Origin of the sequence: Luteitalea pratensis, from assembly GCF_001618865.1 — a bacterium.
Lineage (GTDB): Bacteria > Acidobacteriota > Vicinamibacteria > Vicinamibacterales > Vicinamibacteraceae > Luteitalea > Luteitalea pratensis.
Genome location: NZ_CP015136.1, coordinates 829,227 through 846,552, shown reverse-complemented (window position 1 = coordinate 846,552; position 17,326 = coordinate 829,227). Strand labels below are relative to the sequence as shown.

The window sequence follows — 17,326 nt, the reverse complement described above, 5'->3', positions numbered from 1 at the left end:
ATTTCAGAATTGCACCAACCGGGTCGGCACACCCGACGCGCGATGGGGAACGCAATCCTGAAATTATGAAATCTTGAACTTCTGAAATTGATGGAGCCCATGATGTCGACCGCGACTGACACCCCCCCCACCACCGTCCAGGCCGTCGAGGCCGCACACGTGCTGCAGACGTACAAGCGCCAGCCGGTGGTGTTCGTGCGCGGTGAAGGCGTCTGGCTCGTCGCCGACGATGGCACGCGCTACCTCGACATGCTGTCTGGTATTGGGGTCAACGTCCTCGGGCATGCGCATCCGGCACTGGTGGCCGCCGTGCGCGAGCAGGTCGGCGAACTGGTGCACACCTCCAACCTGTTCTTCCATCCGTTCCAGGGTGAGCTCGCCGCGCGCCTCACGAAGGCGTCCGGCCTCGAGCGCGCGTTCTTCTGCAACAGCGGCGCGGAAGCCGTCGAGGGATGCCTCAAGTTCAGCCGGCGGTTCTGGTACACCGCGGGCACACCCCGCGCCCAGTTCATCGCATTCGAACGCGGCTTTTCCGGCCGCACGATGGGCGCGCTGTCGACGACCTGGGACGAGCATTACCGGACGCCCTTCGAACCACTCGTGCCCGAGGTGCGCTTTGTCTCCAACGAGGATCCGGACGACCTGCTGGCCGCCGTGAGCGAGCAGACGGCCGCGATCATCGCCGAGCCGATCCAGGGCGAAGGCGGCGTGCGCCCGTTGCCGCCCCAGATCGTGGCCGCCATCAACAAGGCGTGCGCCGCCAGCGGCGCGCTGTACATCGCCGATGAAGTGCAGTCGGGGCTCGGTCGCACCGGGCAGATGTTCCACTTCGAGGCGCTGGGACTTCGCCCCGACCTGATTTCGGTCGGCAAGGCGCTGGGGGCAGGCGTGCCGATTGGCGCCGTGCTGGTGTCGTCGCGCGTGGCGGCCTCGATCAGCGCCGGCGACCACGGCACCACGTACGGCGGCAACCCGCTCGCTTGCCGGGCCGCCCTGGCCGTCCTGGACACGCTCGAGCACGGGTTGCTCGATCACGTCCGCCGCATCGGTCCGATCTTCGCCGACCGACTGCAGGCACTCGCCCGCAAGCACCCGATGGTAGTGGAGGTGCGTGGCGCCGGCCTGATGCAGGGCCTCGTCCTCGACCGCGACGCCGCGGCCGTCGTGCCCGCGGCCCTCGAGCGCGGCCTGATCGTCAATCGCACGGCAGAGCGCGTGGTGCGCCTGCTGCCGCCGTACGTGATCAGCGAAGCCGAAATCACCGAAGCGTTGTCGCGTCTCGATGCCGCGTTGACGGCAGTGCAAGGAGCCTGACGATGTCGCCCATCCTCGCGCCGGTCGACGTCCCCCAGGCCCGGCAACTGCCGGAGGGCTACACGATCCAGCGCGGCCGGCCGGAGCAGGCAGAGGCGATGCATGCGTTGATCATGGCCAGCCTCGACGAAGGCCATCTGCTCCCGCGCACGCTCGAGGATCTGCGCCGCCACGCCGAGCGCTTCCTCGTGATCATGTCCGGCGATACGCTGGTCGGGTGCGCCGAACTGGCGCCGCTCAGCGGCACGGTCGCCGAGGTCCGCTCGCTCGTGATCGGTCCGGCGCATCGCGGCAAGCGCCTCGGTCCGGCGCTGATCGAGTCGCTCGGTGCCACCGCGCGCCGCGAGCAGTTCGGCACCCTGTGCGCGTTCACGCACGAGGCGACGCACTTCGTCCGCCTCGGCTTCACCATCGTCCCGCACACCTGGCTGCCGGAGAAGATTGCGACCGACTGCGTCGGGTGCCCCAAGTTCCGCACGTGCGGACAGCACGCGGTGGCGCTGCCACTCCGGGGTACGCAGATCGGCAGCATGACGGCCGTGCGCCACAGCCGGCGCGCCGCGCAACCGCGCAGCGCCGAGTCGTCCGTCCTCGTCCTGCATCGATGATCACGCACATTGAAGGTGGTATCACCGCGCCGGCCGGCTTCCGGGCCGCCGGCGTGCACTGCGGCATCAAGGCCAATCCCGAGAAGCTGGACCTCGCGCTGCTGGTCTCGGACCTGCCAGCGACGGCGGCAGCCGTGTTCACCACGAACCTCGCCGTCGCGCCGCCCGTCATCGTTTCGCGCGATCACCTGCACGCGACACGGGGGCACGCTCGCGCCGTGGTCGTGAACTCGGGCTGCGCCAACGCCTGCACCGGCGATCAGGGCCGTCAGGTGGCGCACCTGATGGCGGCCGAGACCGCCCGCGCCATCGATTGCGATCTCGAAGAGGTGATCGTCATGTCGACCGGCGTCATCGGCGTGCAACTGGATCCTCGCACCGTGACGCACGGGATCATCGCCGCCACCGACGTGCTGTCGGTGGACGGGCACATGCGGTGTGCACAGGCGATCATGACCACCGACCCGTTCCCCAAGGAACGCGCGGTGGAAGTGACAACGACACGCGGCACCTTCCGGATCGGCGGCATCTGCAAGGGCTCGGGGATGATCGAGCCGCGGATGGCGACGATGCTCGGCGTGCTGACGTGTGATGCGGCGGTTTCGCCGGTGTTGTTGCAGCGGGTGTTGTCGGAGGTCACCGAACACACGTTCAATGCCATCACCGTCGATGGCGAGTGCTCCACCAACGACTGCGTGGCTCTGCTGGCCAACGGCGCGAGTGGCGTGACGATCGGCGAAGCTGACCTGCCGCTGTTCTCGGACGCGCTGTACGAGGTGTGCAAGTTCCTGTCGACCGAGATCGTGCGCGGCGGCGAGGGTGCCACCAAGCTCGTGACCGTGCAGGTGACCGGCGCCCGCAGCTACGACGAAGCCAAGCAGGCGGCACGGGCCATCGCCAACTCGCTGCTCGTGAAGACCGCGATCCACGGCGGCGACCCGAACTGGGGCCGGCTGGTCGCTGTCGCCGGCCGCGCCGGCGTCGGGTTCGACCTCCAGGCGGCCGCGGTGCGCATCGGTGATGTCGTCCTGTTCGAGGGCGGTCGCCCCTTCGACGAGCGCGCGCCGCAAGCCGCCGCGTATCTGCAGCGCAAGGACATCACCGTCGGCGTCGACCTCGGCACTGGCGGCACCCACGAAGCCACGATGTGGACCTGCGACCTGAGCGAGGAATACGTGCAGATCAACGCGGAATACCGTACTTAGGTCTCAGGTCTCAGGTCTCAGGTCTCAGGCCTCAGGTCTCAGGCCTTGGCGCTTGGGGCTTAGGGCCTATCGCTAGTTGTCTGAGTTCCTGAGCTCCTTCCTCCTTCCTCCTTCCTCCATCCTCCGTCCTCCTTCCTCCATCCTCGCCATGCCTACACGCGTCACGCGCACGACTCCGAAGCCGGCCGCGTCGCGGTCACTCCGCACGCAACACTTCGTCTCACTGTGTGACCTCTCGCCGGGCGAACTCGCCAGTCTGCTGCAGGCCGCGCTGGTCCTGAAGAAGGAGCGCGCGCGCGGGGTGCGGTCCTACGGGGCGACGGCGTTGAAGGGGCAGCACGTGGCCCTGTTGTTCGAGAAGCCGTCGCTGCGGACACGCTGCACCTTCGAGATTGCCGTGCGTGAGCTGGGCGGCGACGTGATCGCGCCACCGCAGGACGTGGCCATGGGCGAACGCGAACCGATTGCCGACGTCGCCCGCAACCTCGAACGCTGGGTATCGGGCGTGGTGATCCGCACGTTCGCGCAGGATCGGCTGGTGGAGTTCGCGACAGCGGCGCCGCGGCTGCATGTGGTCAACGCGCTCACCGACGAGGAGCACCCATGCCAGGCGCTGGCCGACCTGCTGACCCTGCACGAACAGTTCGGCGACCTGAAGGGTCACACGGTGGCGTTTGTCGGCGACGGCAACAACGTTGCCACGTCGCTCACCCAGGGCGCGCTGATGCTCGGCATGCACGTGCGGCTGGCGACGCCGGCCGGCTACGAGTTCGTGCCGGAGATGGAGAGCCAGCTGCGTGACCTGGCCCGCCACGGCGCGACCCTCGAGGTGTCGCGCGACGCGCGGGCGGCGGTCAATGGTGTCTCGGCGGTCTACACCGATGCCTGGACGTCGATGGGCCAGGAGGCCGAGGCGCAGCAGCGCCGCAAGGTATTCGCACCGTTCCAGGTGAACGAGGCCCTGATGCACGCGGCCGGCGACGCCGTGTTCATGCACTGCCTGCCGGCCCACCGCGGCGAAGAGGCGACCGACGAGGTCATGGACGGTCCGGCGTCGATCATCTACGACCAGGCGGAGAACCGCCTGCATGCACAAAAGGCCTTGCTCATGCTCCTCATGGGCAGGTCACAATAGGAGCATGCTGCGAGGCATCCAGGTCGGCGTGATCACCAAACTGCAGCCCGTCAGCATCCATGGGCAGGTCTTCTACGACGTGCACTACGTCAAGACCGATGACGAGGACTTGATCCCACAGATGGCACGGGTGGGCGGCGAGGACGTCGATGCCGGGCTGCATCCGGGCGACCGCGTCAAGTTGCACATCCTGCTGAACCAGGTCACACGGGTCGAGCGTGATGGATAGGACGACCGCAACCGGGGCCGCGCGCGCCGTCTCGTTGCTGCTGGCAGTGGCGCTGTCAGCGCCCATGCTTTGGGCGCAGACGGCCATCAAGCTGCCCAAGAACCGCTACACGCCCGCGCAGGACGTGGAGTTGGGAAAAGAGGCGGCCGCGGAGGTAAAGCGCCAGTACCCGATCATCGCTGACGAGCGCATCGCGGGCTACCTGCGCACCCTCGGTGACCGTCTCGTTGCCGCGGCGCCGTCCGACCTCAACCAGCCTGTCTACGAGTACTCGTTCACTCCCGTCAACCTGAAGGAAATCAACGCGTTCGCCCTTCCGGGCGGGCCGATGTTCGTCCATCGCGGGATGTTCGACGCCGCGGCCTCCGAGGGCGAGGTCGCCGGCGTGATGGCCCACGAGCTGTCGCACGTGTTGCTGCGGCACGGCACGGCAAACGTCTCGAAGGCGCAGAATCCGTGGCTCCAGCTCGGCCAGGTCGCCGGTGCCCTGGGCGGCGCCGTCGTCGGTGGCGCGGCGGGATCGGCGATTGCACAGGGCAGCCAGTTCGGCCTCGGCACGCTGCTCCTCAAGTACAGTCGCGACTTCGAGAAGCAGGCCGACCTGCTCGGCGTGCAGATCCTGGCCCGTGCCGGCTACGACCCGCGCGCGCTCGCCCGCATGTTCGAGACCATCGAGCGCGAGTCTCGCAGCAGCGGAGGAGGCGGACCCCAGTGGCTGAGCAGCCACCCGGATCCTGGCAACCGGACGCAATACATCGAACGGGAGGCCGCGTCGCTGACCGTCTCGAACCCGGCCGACGACCGCGGCTTCACGGCGGTGAAATCGGCGTTTGCGTCGCAGCCACCTGCCAAGTCGATGGCCGATCTCGCACGCGCTTCGGCGGGCGAAGGCGGCGGCGGCCCGGCCACCGTCGGCACGCCCGGCCAGCCCGTCCCGCCGCCATCGGCGCAGTACCAGACCATCAACGGAGGCGGCGTGTTCCAGGCAGATGTGCCCGCCAACTGGACGGCCCTGCGATCTGCCAGCGCCATCAAGGTCGTGCCCCAGAACGGCTATGGGCAACTCGAGGGGCGCACGGTCTTCAGCCACGGCGTCGAATTCGGCATCTCCCGCGCCAGCTCACGGGACCTTCGCACGGCGACCGACGCGTGGCTGGGTGCTGTCGCGCAGAACAACCCGGAACTGCGCGCTGCCGGTACGCAGACGGCCGTACGACTCTCGCAGCGGTCCGCGATCAGGACACCGCTGGTGAACCCGTCGCCACTGGGCGGGCAGGAACGCGTCGACGTGTACACGACCTTTCTCGCAGACGGCACGCTCTTCTACTGCCTGACCATCGTGCCGGAGCGCGATGCGGCAGCGTTCGATGACGCGTTCCAGCGGGTGGCGCAGTCGATTCGCCTGACCGAAGCCCGGTGACCGCCGGGGAGCGTCGAAATCCAAGAGACAAGGGACAACGGCTTCTCCCTTGTTCAGCCGACCCAGGTCAGTGCTCCCGCTTCGCCCGTCATGGCAGCGACGGCGTCGTGGCCGGGCGCGCGCTGGCCTGCGTGTTCAGCCAGTGGTCGAACCAGCTCCGGATGCGCTCGAGGCGATCGACGAGCAGCCATGGCTCGCCCGTACGAGACAGGTCGTGCGTGGATCGGGGATAGCGCACCATCTCGACCGGCACCTTGCGCTTCTTCAGCGCCATGAACCACTGCTCGCCATCAGCGATCGGCGTGCGGTAGTCGTTCTCGCTGTGGATGATGAGTGTCGGGATGGTGACCTTCTCGACGTAGCTGATCGGTGACAGGCGGCGATAGAGCTCGCGCTGTTCCCACGGCGGGCCGTTGAACTCGAACTCGGTCAGCGGCTGCGCATCGGAGGCACCGTACCAGCTCTCCCAGTTGGTGATCGACCGGCTCGTCACGGCCGCGGCAAATCGCGTCGTGGTCGCACTCAGCCAGTTGGTCATGTAGCCGCCGTAACTGCCCCCGGAGACGCCGACACGCTTCGGATCGATGTCCCGGTATCGCGCCAGTGCCGCATCCACGCCCTTCAGGTAGTCCTCGGTGTCGAGCTCGCCCCACTTGGCTTTGGTCGCATAGGTGAACGCATGGCCGTAGCCTGACGAGCCGCGCGGGTTCGGGTACAGCACGAAGAAGCCGGAAGCCGACAGCACGTGGAAGGTACGGAACCAGGTGTTGCCGTACTGCGTGTGCGGCCCGCCATGGATCTTCAGCACCATCGGGTACGAGCGGCCGGGCACATAGCCGATCGGCTTGACCAGCCAGCCCTCGATCTCGGTGCCGTTGCCGACCTTCCATGTCAGTCGTTCGGCCGGCTGCAGCGTCACGCCCGCCAGCCATGCCGCGTTGAGGTGCGTGAGCTGCTCCTCTGAGGAGCCGACGCCAGCAGCCACGAACAACTCCGGCGGCGACAGCGGTGTGTCCACGGTGTAGGCCATCCACGCGCCGTCGCGGCTGTCCGACGCAGCCTTGATCGTGCGGTCGCCCATCGTCACGGCCCGAACCGTCGCCTTGCCTGTCACGGGCACCTCGAAGACGTGCGCATTGCCGCTGAACTCGGCGTCGAAGCGGATGGCGCGGCCGTCCGGCGACCACCGGGGCACGCCAGGTACACGATTCCAGTCCGCGGTCAGGTTGCGCGGCTGGCCGCGGAAGGTGCCGTCGGACGCAATGTCGACGACGAGGATGTCGGTCTCGGCGCCGCGTCCGGGAACCGACTGGAACGCGAGGCGCGTGCCCTGCCGAGAGACGACGGGGGCTCGCTCGCTGCCAGCGGCGGCCGTCAGCAGCCGTGGTTCTCCGCCGGTTCGGCCGATCGCGTAGAGATCCGACGTCGGATCCTGCTTGTACTCGTCATCCTGGCTGGGATCGGCGGAGAAGAGGATCGTCGCGCTGTCCGGCGTCCACGTCAGCTGGGAGGGTGCAAAGGTCAGCCGCGTCAGTTGCACCGGCGTGCCGCCCGCGGCCGGCACGACGAAGACCTGCGCAACGTCCTTGGTGCTGTAGTGGGGCAGCCACGTCAGCGTGCCGTTGGACTTGTAGCGGGTGGACGTGATGACGCGCCCGTCGAAGCGCTTGGCGTCGAGTGTCTTTGTCAGCGCATCAGGCGCGACCCAGCCCTCGTGCTCGTCCTTCTTGTCGGCCGTGCCGTCGTGATCGCCGTCGCGCATCGGCGCCTTGACGTACGCGATCCACTTGCCGTCGGGCGACCATACCGGTTCGGCCGACACGCCATCCACGTGGAAGGCCTCGCCGCCCGTCCCTCCTACACGCGCAAACCATGTCGTGTTTTCGTCCTTGTCACGCCGGGAGGTGAACGCCAGCAGCGCCCCGTCCGGGCTCCACCGCGGCTGCGCCGAGTTCTCGGTCGGCGACGTGAACGGGAAGGCCGCCCCGAGAGCCTTGCCGTTCTGCAAGGGCTGCAGCCAGATCTCGCGATGGCGCGTGTTCTCCTTCTCGACGATGGTCATCACGGTGAAGGCGACCATGTCGCCCTGTGGCCGCATCGCCACCTCCTCGACCGTGACTTCCTTGTAGAAGTCCGCGGGCACGAGCCCACGCGGTTGCGCGGTCGCCGACGACGCAACCAGCACGACGGCGAGCACGGCCTGCACCGGTCGCATGCGAAAATCCCTCTGCAGCACGCACATCTCCATTCCTGAACCTCACGTTCCAACCGCTCTTCCCGCTGCCTTGTCTTTACCTCTGTCTTCGGTCCTCTTTCCTACCTCCGTCCTCTCTCCTCCGTCCTCTCCTCCGTCCTCTCTCCTCCATCCTCCTTCCTTCTACAGGAGGCCCCCCACGAGCCCGACCGCCATGAGCAGGAGCAGCACTGCAATCACGTGCCGCACCGCGTCCATCGTGAGGTGTTCGAGGAAGCGGCGCCCGACGAGCGCACCGGCAAAAGCACACAGCACGGCCACCACGAGCAGGCCGATATCCAGCGACGCCTGGTGCACGGCGAACATCCGCGAGTAGACCCCCAGCCGCGAGATGTCGATCAGGCAGGCGATCACCACGCCTGTGGCGACGAACGCGTCGCGCGACAGCCCTGCCCTCGCCAGGAACCCCGATCGCAAGGCGCCCTGCATGCCCGACACGCCACCGGCCAGGCCACTCAACAAGCCGCCGAGCGGCATGTACGACGGGGAGAAGGTCAGCCGCTTCCAGCGCGGCACCCACTCCACCAGCACGAAGACCAGCAACAACGCGCCGATCAGCAGTTTCGCCGTGGTCACGTGCAGCAGGCGACTGCCGAGTGCCCACGTCAGGAGCGGCGGCTGGGCGGCGAGACGCAGGAGCCACCAGGCACCGACGAAGGATGCAAACAATGCCGGCACGCCGAACCGCCAGACGGTTGGCCAGTGCGCCCGACGACCGACCAGTCCGAACTTGAAGACGCTGTTGAGGAAGTGGACGACGCCGGTGGCGGCCACCGCACGCTCGACGGGCATGAAGACGGCAAACACCGGCATCAGCAGCGTCCCGAGCCCGAAGCCGGACACGAACGTCAGCGCAGACGCCACGAAGGCGACCAGGCCCACGACCAGCATCATCATCCGCGCCCCGCGCTCATGGCTGCAACGCAGCAACGAGGCTGACGCCAGCGGCGGCGAGCGCCTCGCGCACCCGGGTGGCGATGGCCACGGCGTCCGGTGTGTCGCCATGGACGCAGAGTGTCTCGAGCGGTAGCGCCAGCAGGCGACCGGTACGCGTGCGCACCAGCCCGGACCCGGCCCACGTCGTCGCACGCCTGCAGGCGAGCTCAGGATCGTGCAGCACCGCGCCGGGCACGTCGCGCGGCGTCAGCGTGCCGTCGTCCTCGTAGGCCCGATCGAGAAAGCCCTCGTACACCACGCGGAGTGGCCCCTCCGCCCCGGCGGCCGCGAGCGCCGATCCGTGCGGTGCGTACAGCGCCAGCGACGCGTCGGTACGAATGATGCCGGCGACCACGGTATCGGCCACGGCGCGATCACGCGAAGCGAGATTGTAGAGCGCGCCATGCGGCTTCACGTGACGCATCGCGGCGCCCTGCCGCGACGCGATGACGCCAAGCTCGCTCACCTGCTGCGCGACAGTGTCGCTGATCGCGGCCATCGTCATCGGCACGATGCGGCGCCCGAAGCCGGCGCGGTCGGGAAACGAGGGATGGGCGCCGATCTGCACGCCCAGGGCGGCCGCCTCCGCGACGACGAGACGCATGCTCTCGGCATCACCTGCGTGGGCACCGCAGGCGATGTTGACCGACGTCACGATGTGGAGGAGGGCACGTGCTGGTGGCGGCGGCGGGCCGTCGTGCTCACCGAGATCGGCGTTGAGGTCGAGGCGCGATGTCACCGGTCCTCCCTGCAGCACGCGGACGGAAGGACCAGCACAAACGGGCAGAGGCCGCGCAGAATTGCGCAGCCCCTGCTGCCGACGATCTGGCTCCCCAGCACTGTGGCATCGTGCCACAAACAGACCGCCGACGCGTCGATCAAGAGCAACCGACGTGCCACGCGAAATTGCATCGCCTTTTCGCGGAAATCGCAGCTCGCGCCCGTGAGGCGCACCGGAACGCGGATCACGCTTGTGGAAGGTGAGATCACGGATCTGGTGGGCTATAGTCGCCCGCATGTGCCTTCCGCGCCTGCCTCGTTGGGCCGCCATCGCCTGCCTGTCCGTGCTGCTTGCGGCATTCCCGCACGCGCAACCCGCGCCAGCGGCGCGCGAATCGTTCGACGCCGACTTCGCCCGCAGCGTCCGCGAGTGGACGACGGCTCCCGAGTTCCTGAGTCCCCTGGTGGACCAGCTGCCGCTCGTCAAGGGCATCCCGACGCCGAAGGGCGTGCTCGGCTACCACGTCGGCACGCCGAAGCGCCTGACGAAGACCGACGCCGCGCTGGCGTACTACCGGGCCCTCGAGAAGGCGTCGCCACGCATCCGCGTGACCACCATCGGCAAGACCGACGAGGGACGCGACGTCACCGTCGTCTACATCGCCAGCGAAGCGACGCTGAAGAACCTCGCCACGCACACCGCCAATCTGGGCCGCCTCGCCGACCCACGCGGGCTGCCGGAGGAGGACGCGAAGCGGCTGATCGCGATCACGCCGCCCATGTACCACCTGATGGCGGGCCTGCACAGCGCGGAGACCGGCCCCCCGGAGATGCTGATGGAGCTGGCGTACCGCCTGGTCGCCAGCGAGACGCCCCTCATCCGCCAGATCCGTGAACGCATCATCGTCAGTTTCACGCCGGCCAGCGACCCCGACGGCCGCGATCGGTACATCGACTGGTACCGCAAGCACATGGTGGACATCACCGAGGAAAAGGACCGCATCTCGGGGCCACCGTACTGGGGCAAGTACATCTTTCACGACAACAATCGCGACATCAACTACTCGCAGGTGACGATGCGTGCGCACCTCGCGTGGTACCTGAAGACGCATCCGCCGGTGATGCACGACCTGCATGAATCGGTGCCGTTCCTCTACACGTTCTCCGGGCAGGCCCCACAGAACCCCAATCTCGATCCGATCGTGTATGGCGAACTGCCGACGTTTGCCAACTTCGAGATGATGCAGCTCACCAAGTACGGCATGCCCGGCGTGTGGACACACGGATTCGTGGACATGTGGTCGCCGGGCTACCTCGCCTTCATGTCGTCGAACCACAACGGGCTGATCCGGATGTACGAGACGTTCGGCAACGGCGGCGCCACGACGATGAAGCGCAAGGTCGCACCGCCCGAGGGCACCGGCCAGACCAGTCGCGAGTGGTATCGGCCGCTGCCCCCGTACAAGGAAGTCACGTGGTCGATGCGCAACAACACCAACTACATGCAGACCGCCGTGCTGTCCGCGCTGCAGTACGCGTCGTCGTTTCCGGATGTCCTAGTCGAGAACTTCTACCGCAAGAGCCGCAACAGCGTCGAGGCCGGGCAGAAGGAGGCGCCGTACGCGTACGTCGTGCCCGCCGGCCAGAAGGATCTCACGCGCGTCGACCTGCTCGTGTCGCTGCTGCAGCAACAGGGCATCGAGGTCGCGAAGGCCAGCGGCGAGATCACGCTGTCGGACGGCACGTACCCGGCGGGGTCGTACGTGATCAAGCGCAACCAGCCGTACGGTCGGCTGGTGAAGACGCTGCTCGAGAAGCAGACCTTCCCCGATCCGTCGCTGCGCACCTACGACGACACGGGCTGGACCATGGGACTGATGCTGCAGGTCGAGATCAAGCCGACCGTGGACAAGAAGGTGCTCGACGCGCCCGTGACACGCGTCACCGACCTGTCGCGCACGGGCACGGTCAACGGCCCGTCGGCGCCTTCGGCCTGGGTCGTTGCCCACCATGGCTCCAACGACATGGTGCGCCTCCGGCTCGCCCTTGGCGCCAGCACGGAAGTGCGCGCCGCGCGGGTGTCGTTCAAGGTCGGCGAAGCGAGCTATCCGGCCGGATCGTTCCTCGTGCCGGCCAACGCCGGCACGACGTTCACGGACGCCGTGACGCGCCTTGGCCTCGAGGCGACCGGCCTGGCGTCGCTTCCCGATGTGGCAACGGTCGTGGTGGACCTGCCGCGCCTCGCGATGTTCAGCACCTGGGGCCGCACGCAGGAGGTGGGCTGGGTACGGCATGCCTTCGACACGTTCGGCATTGCTTACGAGCTGATTTACAAGGAGCGGATTCGCCAGGGCGGGCTGCACCAGGCCTACGACGTGATCCTGATCCCGAGCCAGGCCACGACAGGCAAGTCCCTGGTGTACGACGTCGAGCGCAAGGCGGGTCCGCTCGCCTATCGCAAGGACCCGCAGTTCCCCACGCTCGGCGCCTACGGCGAGACCGACGACGTCACAGGCGGAATGGGCCTGCAGGGCGTGATGGAGTTGGAGAAGTTCGTCGAGGACGGCGGCGTGCTGATCACGCTCGGCGCCTCGTCGTACATGCCGGCGGAGTTCGGGCTGCTGCCGGCGGTGACGGCGAACCGTCCGACCGGCGCGTTCTATGCGCCCGGGCCGATCGTGCAGGCCGAGGTCCTTCGCGCCGAACATCCGATCTTCTTCGGCTACAGCAAGACCACCCTGCCGGTGAGGTACGCCAACGGGCCGCTGTTCCAGGTGCCGGAAGACGACGTGGCCGATCAGGTGCTGATGCGGTTCACGGGCGGGGACGACGGTGTGCTCAGCGGCCTGATGCGTGGCGCCGCCGAAACACGGCGACGGCCGGCCATCATCGATACGCCGGTCGGCAAGGGCCGCGTCGTGGCGTTTGCCACCAACCCGTGTTACCGCTGGCAGAACCACGGCGAGTTCGGAATGCTGTTCAACGCGGCGGTATTGTTCTGGAACGACGTGCCGGACAAGGGTGCCACGCCAGCGCCTGCCGCCACCGCAGCAGCCGTCGGTCATTGAATCGTGCGGCTGGGGTTGCCTCGTGCGCGCTTCGGTGCGTCTAATCAGGTATGTCGAACAAGAGCGTTGCCGAGATACACCTGAACAGCACCAAGCATGGCCTCGACGCCGAGACACGGCAGTCGGTGGTCGAGTTGTTGAATGCCCGCCTCGCCGATGTCATCGATCTCGAGCTGCAGGCCAAGCAGGCGCACTGGAACGTCAAGGGCCCGAACTTCATCGGCCTTCACGAACTCTTCGACCAGGTCTCGGCCTCAGCGGCCACGTACAAGGACGAAATCGCCGAACGGGCCGTGATGCTCGGCGGCGTCGCCGTCGGCACGTCGCAGGCCGTCGTCGAGCGGACCACGCTGCCGCCGTATCCGGTCGACGCGCAGGACTGGAAGAGCCACGTGGAGTGCCTTTCGTCGGCCCTCGCAAAGCTCGGGACCGCGCTGCGTCAGGCCATCGAGGATGCCGACGAACTCGAGGATGCGGTCACCGTCGATCTCCTGACTGGAATCGCACACGGGGTCGACAAGTACCTGTGGTTCGTCGAGTCGCACCGCGGATAGGTGGACCGCTCTCCGAGCGGTCCATGACCTTGGAGCGGTCGGGTAGGGACCGCTCTCCGAGCGGTTCATCTGCGGAGATGACGCCTGGGCGGGCAGACGTCTCACCAAGGAGATGGACGCCTCGGAGAGGCGTCCCTACCTGGCCGAGGCGAACGAACGCTTCTCCCCCGTGCGGTGGTTGGCTCTCCGAGCGGTCCATGACCTTGGAGCGGTAGGGGTAGGGACCGCTCTCCGTGCGGTCCATCTGCGGAGATGACGCCTGGGCGGGCAGACGTCTCACCAAGGAGATGGACGCCTCGGAGAGGCGTCCCTACCTGGCCGAGGCGAACGAACGCTTCTCCCCCGTGCGGTGGTTGACTCTCCGAGCGGTCCATGACCTTGGAGCGGTAGGGGTAGGGACCGCTCTCCGAGCGGTCCATCTGCGGAGATGACGCCTGGGCGGGCAGACGTCTCACCAAGGAGATGGACGCCTCGGAGAGGCGTCCCTACCTGGAGGAGGCGAACGAACGCTTCTCCCCCGTGCGGTGGTTGGCTCTCCGAGCGGTCCATGACCTTGGAGCGGTAGGGGTAGGGACCGCTCTCCGAGCGGTCCATCTGCGGAGATGACGCCTGGGCGGGCAGACGTCTCACCAAGGAGATGGACGCCTCGGAGAGGCGTCCCTACCTGGCCGAGGCGAACGAACGCTTCTCCCCCGTGCGGTGGTTGGCCACCTCGAACGAGCCGTCCTTCTTCGCGTGGACGCTGACCATGTGACCGGCATCGGGCGACTCGTCGGGGTTGGCCACCAGGTCTGGCGTGGTGTTGTCGTCTGGCCCGGTCGCGACGTTGCGGTGCAGTTGGTAGAGCGCCTTCAACGACGGGAGCGACTTGAGGGTCTTCACCGTCGCAGCCGATCCCCCTTTCTTCGCACCGTTGTTCATCACCGCCACCGTGGGCGCGAGCGCCTCGAGCAACAGCGGGTGATTGCTGGCGTCGAGCCCGTGGTGCGTCACCTGGTACACCTCCACCGCTGGCACGTTGACGTTCGGGCACACGAGTTCGGCTTCGGTGTTCCACGTCAGGTCGCCTGCGTCGAAGAAGTCGAAGGCCCCGTACGTCAGCACGAACGCAACGCTGCGGGCATTGTCACTGGTGTCGGCGGGTTTGGCGGGTACGCTGCTGCACCGGGCGTTGCGCGGTGCTGACGCGCGTGACAGCACCTTGCCATGCGCGGCGACGACGCTGAGCGAGACGGGGGTGCCATCGGCGGACGGCTTGAGGCCAATGGCATCGCCGGCTGCCAGCCCCTTGCGCTGCGGTACGGCCTTCACGTAGGCCTCGTAGTTGCTGGCGTAGTCAGGATCGTGCGGCGGCGACATCAGGCCGTGATCGTAGACGGTCCCCACCGGCACCTTCGCGAGCAGGGGCGGCACGCCACCGACGTGATCGGTGTGGTAGTGCGTGACGATCAGGTGGTCGATGCGCGTGATCCCGGCCGCCTTCATCGCCGCCTGGATCCGATCGACGTCGCGCCCGCCGTTGCCTGGCCAGCCGGCATCGACGAGGACGGACTCCCGCGCCGGGGTGACGATCAGCGTGGCTGCACCGCCCTCGACATCGAGGTAGTAGATGTCGAGCGACGGCTGGGCCGAGGCCACGGCGGTGGTGAGCACGATACCGAACAGGGAGAACAGCATGCGCATGGTGTACTTCCTCGAGGGGGTGCGCCGACCTGACTAGTGCGTGCGTCAAGCGTTCCGCCTTCGCCAAGGCTACGGCGGACAAGCAAGCATCAGGCATCAGGCATCAGGCATCACGTGTGCGCCAGGGCGCTTCGTTGTCCCAGTATCGGCTCTTGACCATCGCCAGAGCCAGCATGCCGACCGTAAAGATCGCAAACGCGATCAAGGCGGCGTTGAACGACAGCGCCTTGTGCAGCCGGCGCGTGGCGAGCCCGTACACCAGTTCAACGTGCACCCAGTAGATGAACAGCGACGTGCGCCCGAGCAACTCCATCGGGCTCCACGCTTGCGGCAGCGCGATGCGCGACCACGCCCCGCCCGGTCGCAACAGGAAGTAGAGCAGCCCGAACACCGCGATCATGGCGCCGAGGCGGATCGAGAAGAAGGCAGGCGACGTCGTCCAGAACTTCGAGCCAGGCAACAGCGTCGGCAGGAACGACGACTGGTACGACGCCGCCGCGATGCCGGCGCCTCCCGCGAGACACCACGCGTGGAAGCGATCGCGCGCCTCAGCCGTCACGCCGGCGAGCCACTCGCCGAGGGCAAGTCCCGCGAAGGCGAAGGCGCTCCACGGGAACAGCGTGAAGGTGCTGCGGGCGGGTGGCGGACGCAGGTACCACTCGATCGGATCCGGCACGAGGGCGGGCCAGGACCACAGCCGCAGCAAGGGCGCCAGGACGAGCACGCCGATCGTCGCGGCCAGGGCGGCCGTGACGCGGCCGTTCCTGGTACGACCCCGCCCCCACAGCCAGCCAGCGGCCACCAGTGACAGGCCCATGACGTTGAGGATGTCGACCTTGAGGGTGCCGTAGAGGGTGGCGCCGGCACTGAAGACATAGGCCTGGAGGCGGAAGAGCAGGGCGAGGCCGAAGATCTGCCAGCCGCGTTTCTGCAGCGTCCAGCTCGCCTCGGCCTGCGAGGCCCCGCGGCGCATGCGGGCGTGCGCGGCGAGGGGCACCGCCAGGCCGGCCAGCCACAGGAAGAGTGGCGCCCCCATACCGGCAAGCACCATGAACCAGAAGTACGGATTCGTGTGGCGGGTCGGCCCGAGCACCGTCCACGAGTCGACGGCGTGGGCGAGGATCATGATGACGACCGCCAGACCGCGGAGCCAGTCAATGTAGCCGGCGCGCGAGCGTGGTGACCGTGCGACGCTCCCGGGCGCCAGTTCAGCCATCCACGCGAGTGTACGTGAGCTCGAGGGTGGCGTCGGGCCGCAGGCTGTGCCATACGGAGCAGTAGGTGTCGCGAGAGAGCGCCATCGCCCGCTCGATCGCGGCATCCGGGACCTGCCCCTTCACCTCGTACTCGATGCGGTAGCCGGTGACGTAGGCCGGTGGCCCGTCAGCGCGCGTGCCGACGACCCTCACGCGCAAGCCCCGGAGGTCGTGGCGCCCCTTCTGGAGGATCATCACCACATCCACCGCCATGCACGACCCGAGGGCCACGACCAGGGCCTGCACCGGCGAGGCACCCGCCACGCCGTCGCTGTCGATGAGCGGACCCGGCTGACCGCTCAGCTGGGACTGGAACACCAGGTCGCGGGTCCATTCGAGGGCAACCTCGACGGGGGGCTTGGCCATCAGTAGATTCTAGGCCGCGCATTCACCTCGCGGCCGGCCGCGGCCCGTTGGGACTCAGGTCTCAGGTCTCAGGTCTCAGGTCTCAAGCAACCCATCGTCCTGCCTGAGACTTGAGAGTTGAGACATAACGCCGGTAGGCCGCAGGCGGCAGGCCGTAGGCTGTAGGCCGTAGGCTGTAGGCCGTAGCCACTGGTATTGAGAGCCAGTCTCACTACCGTGTTAGTATCGAATGTGGAAATCGGACCCGCCAGGTCGCCATCCTCCGATGGGCCACGCGGGCATCCCCAATGATCGACCACGCCGCGATTGCCGCACCGACCCGTGCGGCCAAGACCTCGGGCCCTGCGCCCATTCGGCTGAGCTCCCTGCGAGCCGGCGCCGTCGTCCGCTTCCGCGGCACGGAGCTCGATCCCGCATCGTGCGACCTGTTGCGCGCCCTCGGCCTCACACGTGAATGCCAGCTGACGTTGTGCAAGGCCGGCGAGCCGTGCATCGTCCAGGTGCGCTCCACGCGCATCGGCCTGTCCGGCAAGGTCGCCGACGGCATCCTCGTGGTTCCCTACGCGCACGAAGGTTGA

General features: G+C 67.6%; 15 protein-coding genes. 9 read left to right on the top strand and 6 right to left on the bottom strand.

The window, feature by feature from the left end; all coding sequences use genetic code 11:
* The first annotated feature begins 102 nt into the window (after nt 1-102).
* From LuPra_RS03640 to LuPra_RS03615, 6 genes are all read left to right on the top strand, one after another.
* Nucleotides 103-1,314, top strand: a complete 1,212-nt coding sequence (locus LuPra_RS03640; RefSeq protein WP_157898689.1) for an aspartate aminotransferase family protein — start codon at nt 103-105, stop codon at nt 1,312-1,314.
* A gap of 2 nt (nt 1,315-1,316) precedes the next feature.
* Entirely contained in the window at nt 1,317-1,922 is a 606-nt protein-coding gene (locus tag LuPra_RS03635; RefSeq protein ID WP_110169496.1) for a GNAT family N-acetyltransferase, read from the top strand.
* Entirely contained in the window at nt 1,919-3,127 is a 1,209-nt protein-coding gene (gene argJ / locus LuPra_RS03630) for a bifunctional glutamate N-acetyltransferase/amino-acid acetyltransferase ArgJ (protein WP_110169495.1), read from the top strand. The genes LuPra_RS03635 and argJ overlap by 4 nt, the downstream gene beginning before the upstream one ends.
* A 148-nt stretch (nt 3,128-3,275) precedes the next feature.
* Nucleotides 3,276-4,262, top strand: a complete 987-nt coding sequence (gene argF, locus LuPra_RS03625; protein ID WP_110169494.1) for an ornithine carbamoyltransferase — start codon at nt 3,276-3,278, stop codon at nt 4,260-4,262.
* A gap of 4 nt (nt 4,263-4,266) precedes the next feature.
* Complete coding sequence (locus LuPra_RS03620; RefSeq protein ID WP_110169493.1) at nt 4,267-4,491, top strand: hypothetical protein; 225 nt, start codon at nt 4,267-4,269, stop codon at nt 4,489-4,491.
* Entirely contained in the window at nt 4,484-5,911 is a 1,428-nt protein-coding gene (locus LuPra_RS03615; RefSeq protein WP_110169492.1) for a M48 family metallopeptidase, read from the top strand. The genes LuPra_RS03620 and LuPra_RS03615 overlap by 8 nt, the downstream gene beginning before the upstream one ends.
* An 88-nt stretch (nt 5,912-5,999) precedes the next feature.
* Here LuPra_RS03615 and LuPra_RS03610 read toward each other — a convergent pair whose 3' ends face one another.
* The 3 genes from LuPra_RS03610 to LuPra_RS31550 all read right to left on the bottom strand — a co-directional run bounded on the left by LuPra_RS03610 (nt 6,000) and on the right by LuPra_RS31550 (nt 9,840).
* On the bottom strand, nt 6,000-8,126 hold the full coding sequence (locus LuPra_RS03610; protein WP_162271287.1) for a S9 family peptidase: 2,127 nt from the start codon (nt 8,124-8,126) through the stop codon (nt 6,000-6,002).
* 162 nt (nt 8,127-8,288) lie between these two features.
* Nucleotides 8,289-9,062, bottom strand: a complete 774-nt coding sequence (locus tag LuPra_RS03605; protein WP_157898688.1) for a sulfite exporter TauE/SafE family protein — start codon at nt 9,060-9,062, stop codon at nt 8,289-8,291.
* 13 nt (nt 9,063-9,075) lie between these two features.
* A complete protein-coding gene (locus LuPra_RS31550; protein WP_157898687.1) occupies nt 9,076-9,840 on the bottom strand; it encodes a LamB/YcsF family protein in 765 nt (254 codons plus the stop codon).
* A 277-nt stretch (nt 9,841-10,117) separates the two neighbouring features.
* On the opposite strand from LuPra_RS31550, the gene LuPra_RS03595 reads away from it, so the two are divergent.
* Together LuPra_RS03595 and dps are read left to right on the top strand one after the other, a co-directional pair.
* Nucleotides 10,118-12,889 carry a M14 family zinc carboxypeptidase gene (locus LuPra_RS03595; protein ID WP_110169489.1) on the top strand — a complete coding sequence of 924 codons (2,772 nt, stop codon included), beginning with the start codon at nt 10,118-10,120 and terminating at the stop codon, nt 12,887-12,889.
* A 50-nt stretch (nt 12,890-12,939) separates the two neighbouring features.
* The gene (dps, locus tag LuPra_RS03590) at nt 12,940-13,443 is read left to right on the top strand and encodes a DNA starvation/stationary phase protection protein Dps (protein WP_110169488.1); all 504 of its coding nucleotides are present in this window, start codon (nt 12,940-12,942) and stop codon (nt 13,441-13,443) included.
* 660 nt (nt 13,444-14,103) lie between these two features.
* Here the strand turns inward: dps and LuPra_RS03585 are convergent.
* The 3 genes from LuPra_RS03585 to LuPra_RS03575 form a co-directional block, all read right to left on the bottom strand.
* A complete protein-coding gene (locus LuPra_RS03585; RefSeq protein ID WP_110169487.1) occupies nt 14,104-15,126 on the bottom strand; it encodes a ComEC/Rec2 family competence protein in 1,023 nt (340 codons plus the stop codon).
* A 103-nt stretch (nt 15,127-15,229) separates the two neighbouring features.
* Nucleotides 15,230-16,342, bottom strand: coding sequence for a heparan-alpha-glucosaminide N-acetyltransferase domain-containing protein (locus LuPra_RS03580; RefSeq protein ID WP_157898686.1), 1,113 nt, complete (start codon nt 16,340-16,342; stop codon nt 15,230-15,232).
* Entirely contained in the window at nt 16,335-16,748 is a 414-nt protein-coding gene (locus tag LuPra_RS03575; RefSeq protein ID WP_110169485.1) for an OsmC family protein, read from the bottom strand. The genes LuPra_RS03580 and LuPra_RS03575 overlap by 8 nt, the downstream gene beginning before the upstream one ends.
* A 287-nt stretch (nt 16,749-17,035) precedes the next feature.
* On the opposite strand from LuPra_RS03575, the gene LuPra_RS03570 reads away from it, so the two are divergent.
* Entirely contained in the window at nt 17,036-17,326 is a 291-nt protein-coding gene (locus LuPra_RS03570) for a FeoA family protein (RefSeq protein ID WP_110169484.1), read from the top strand.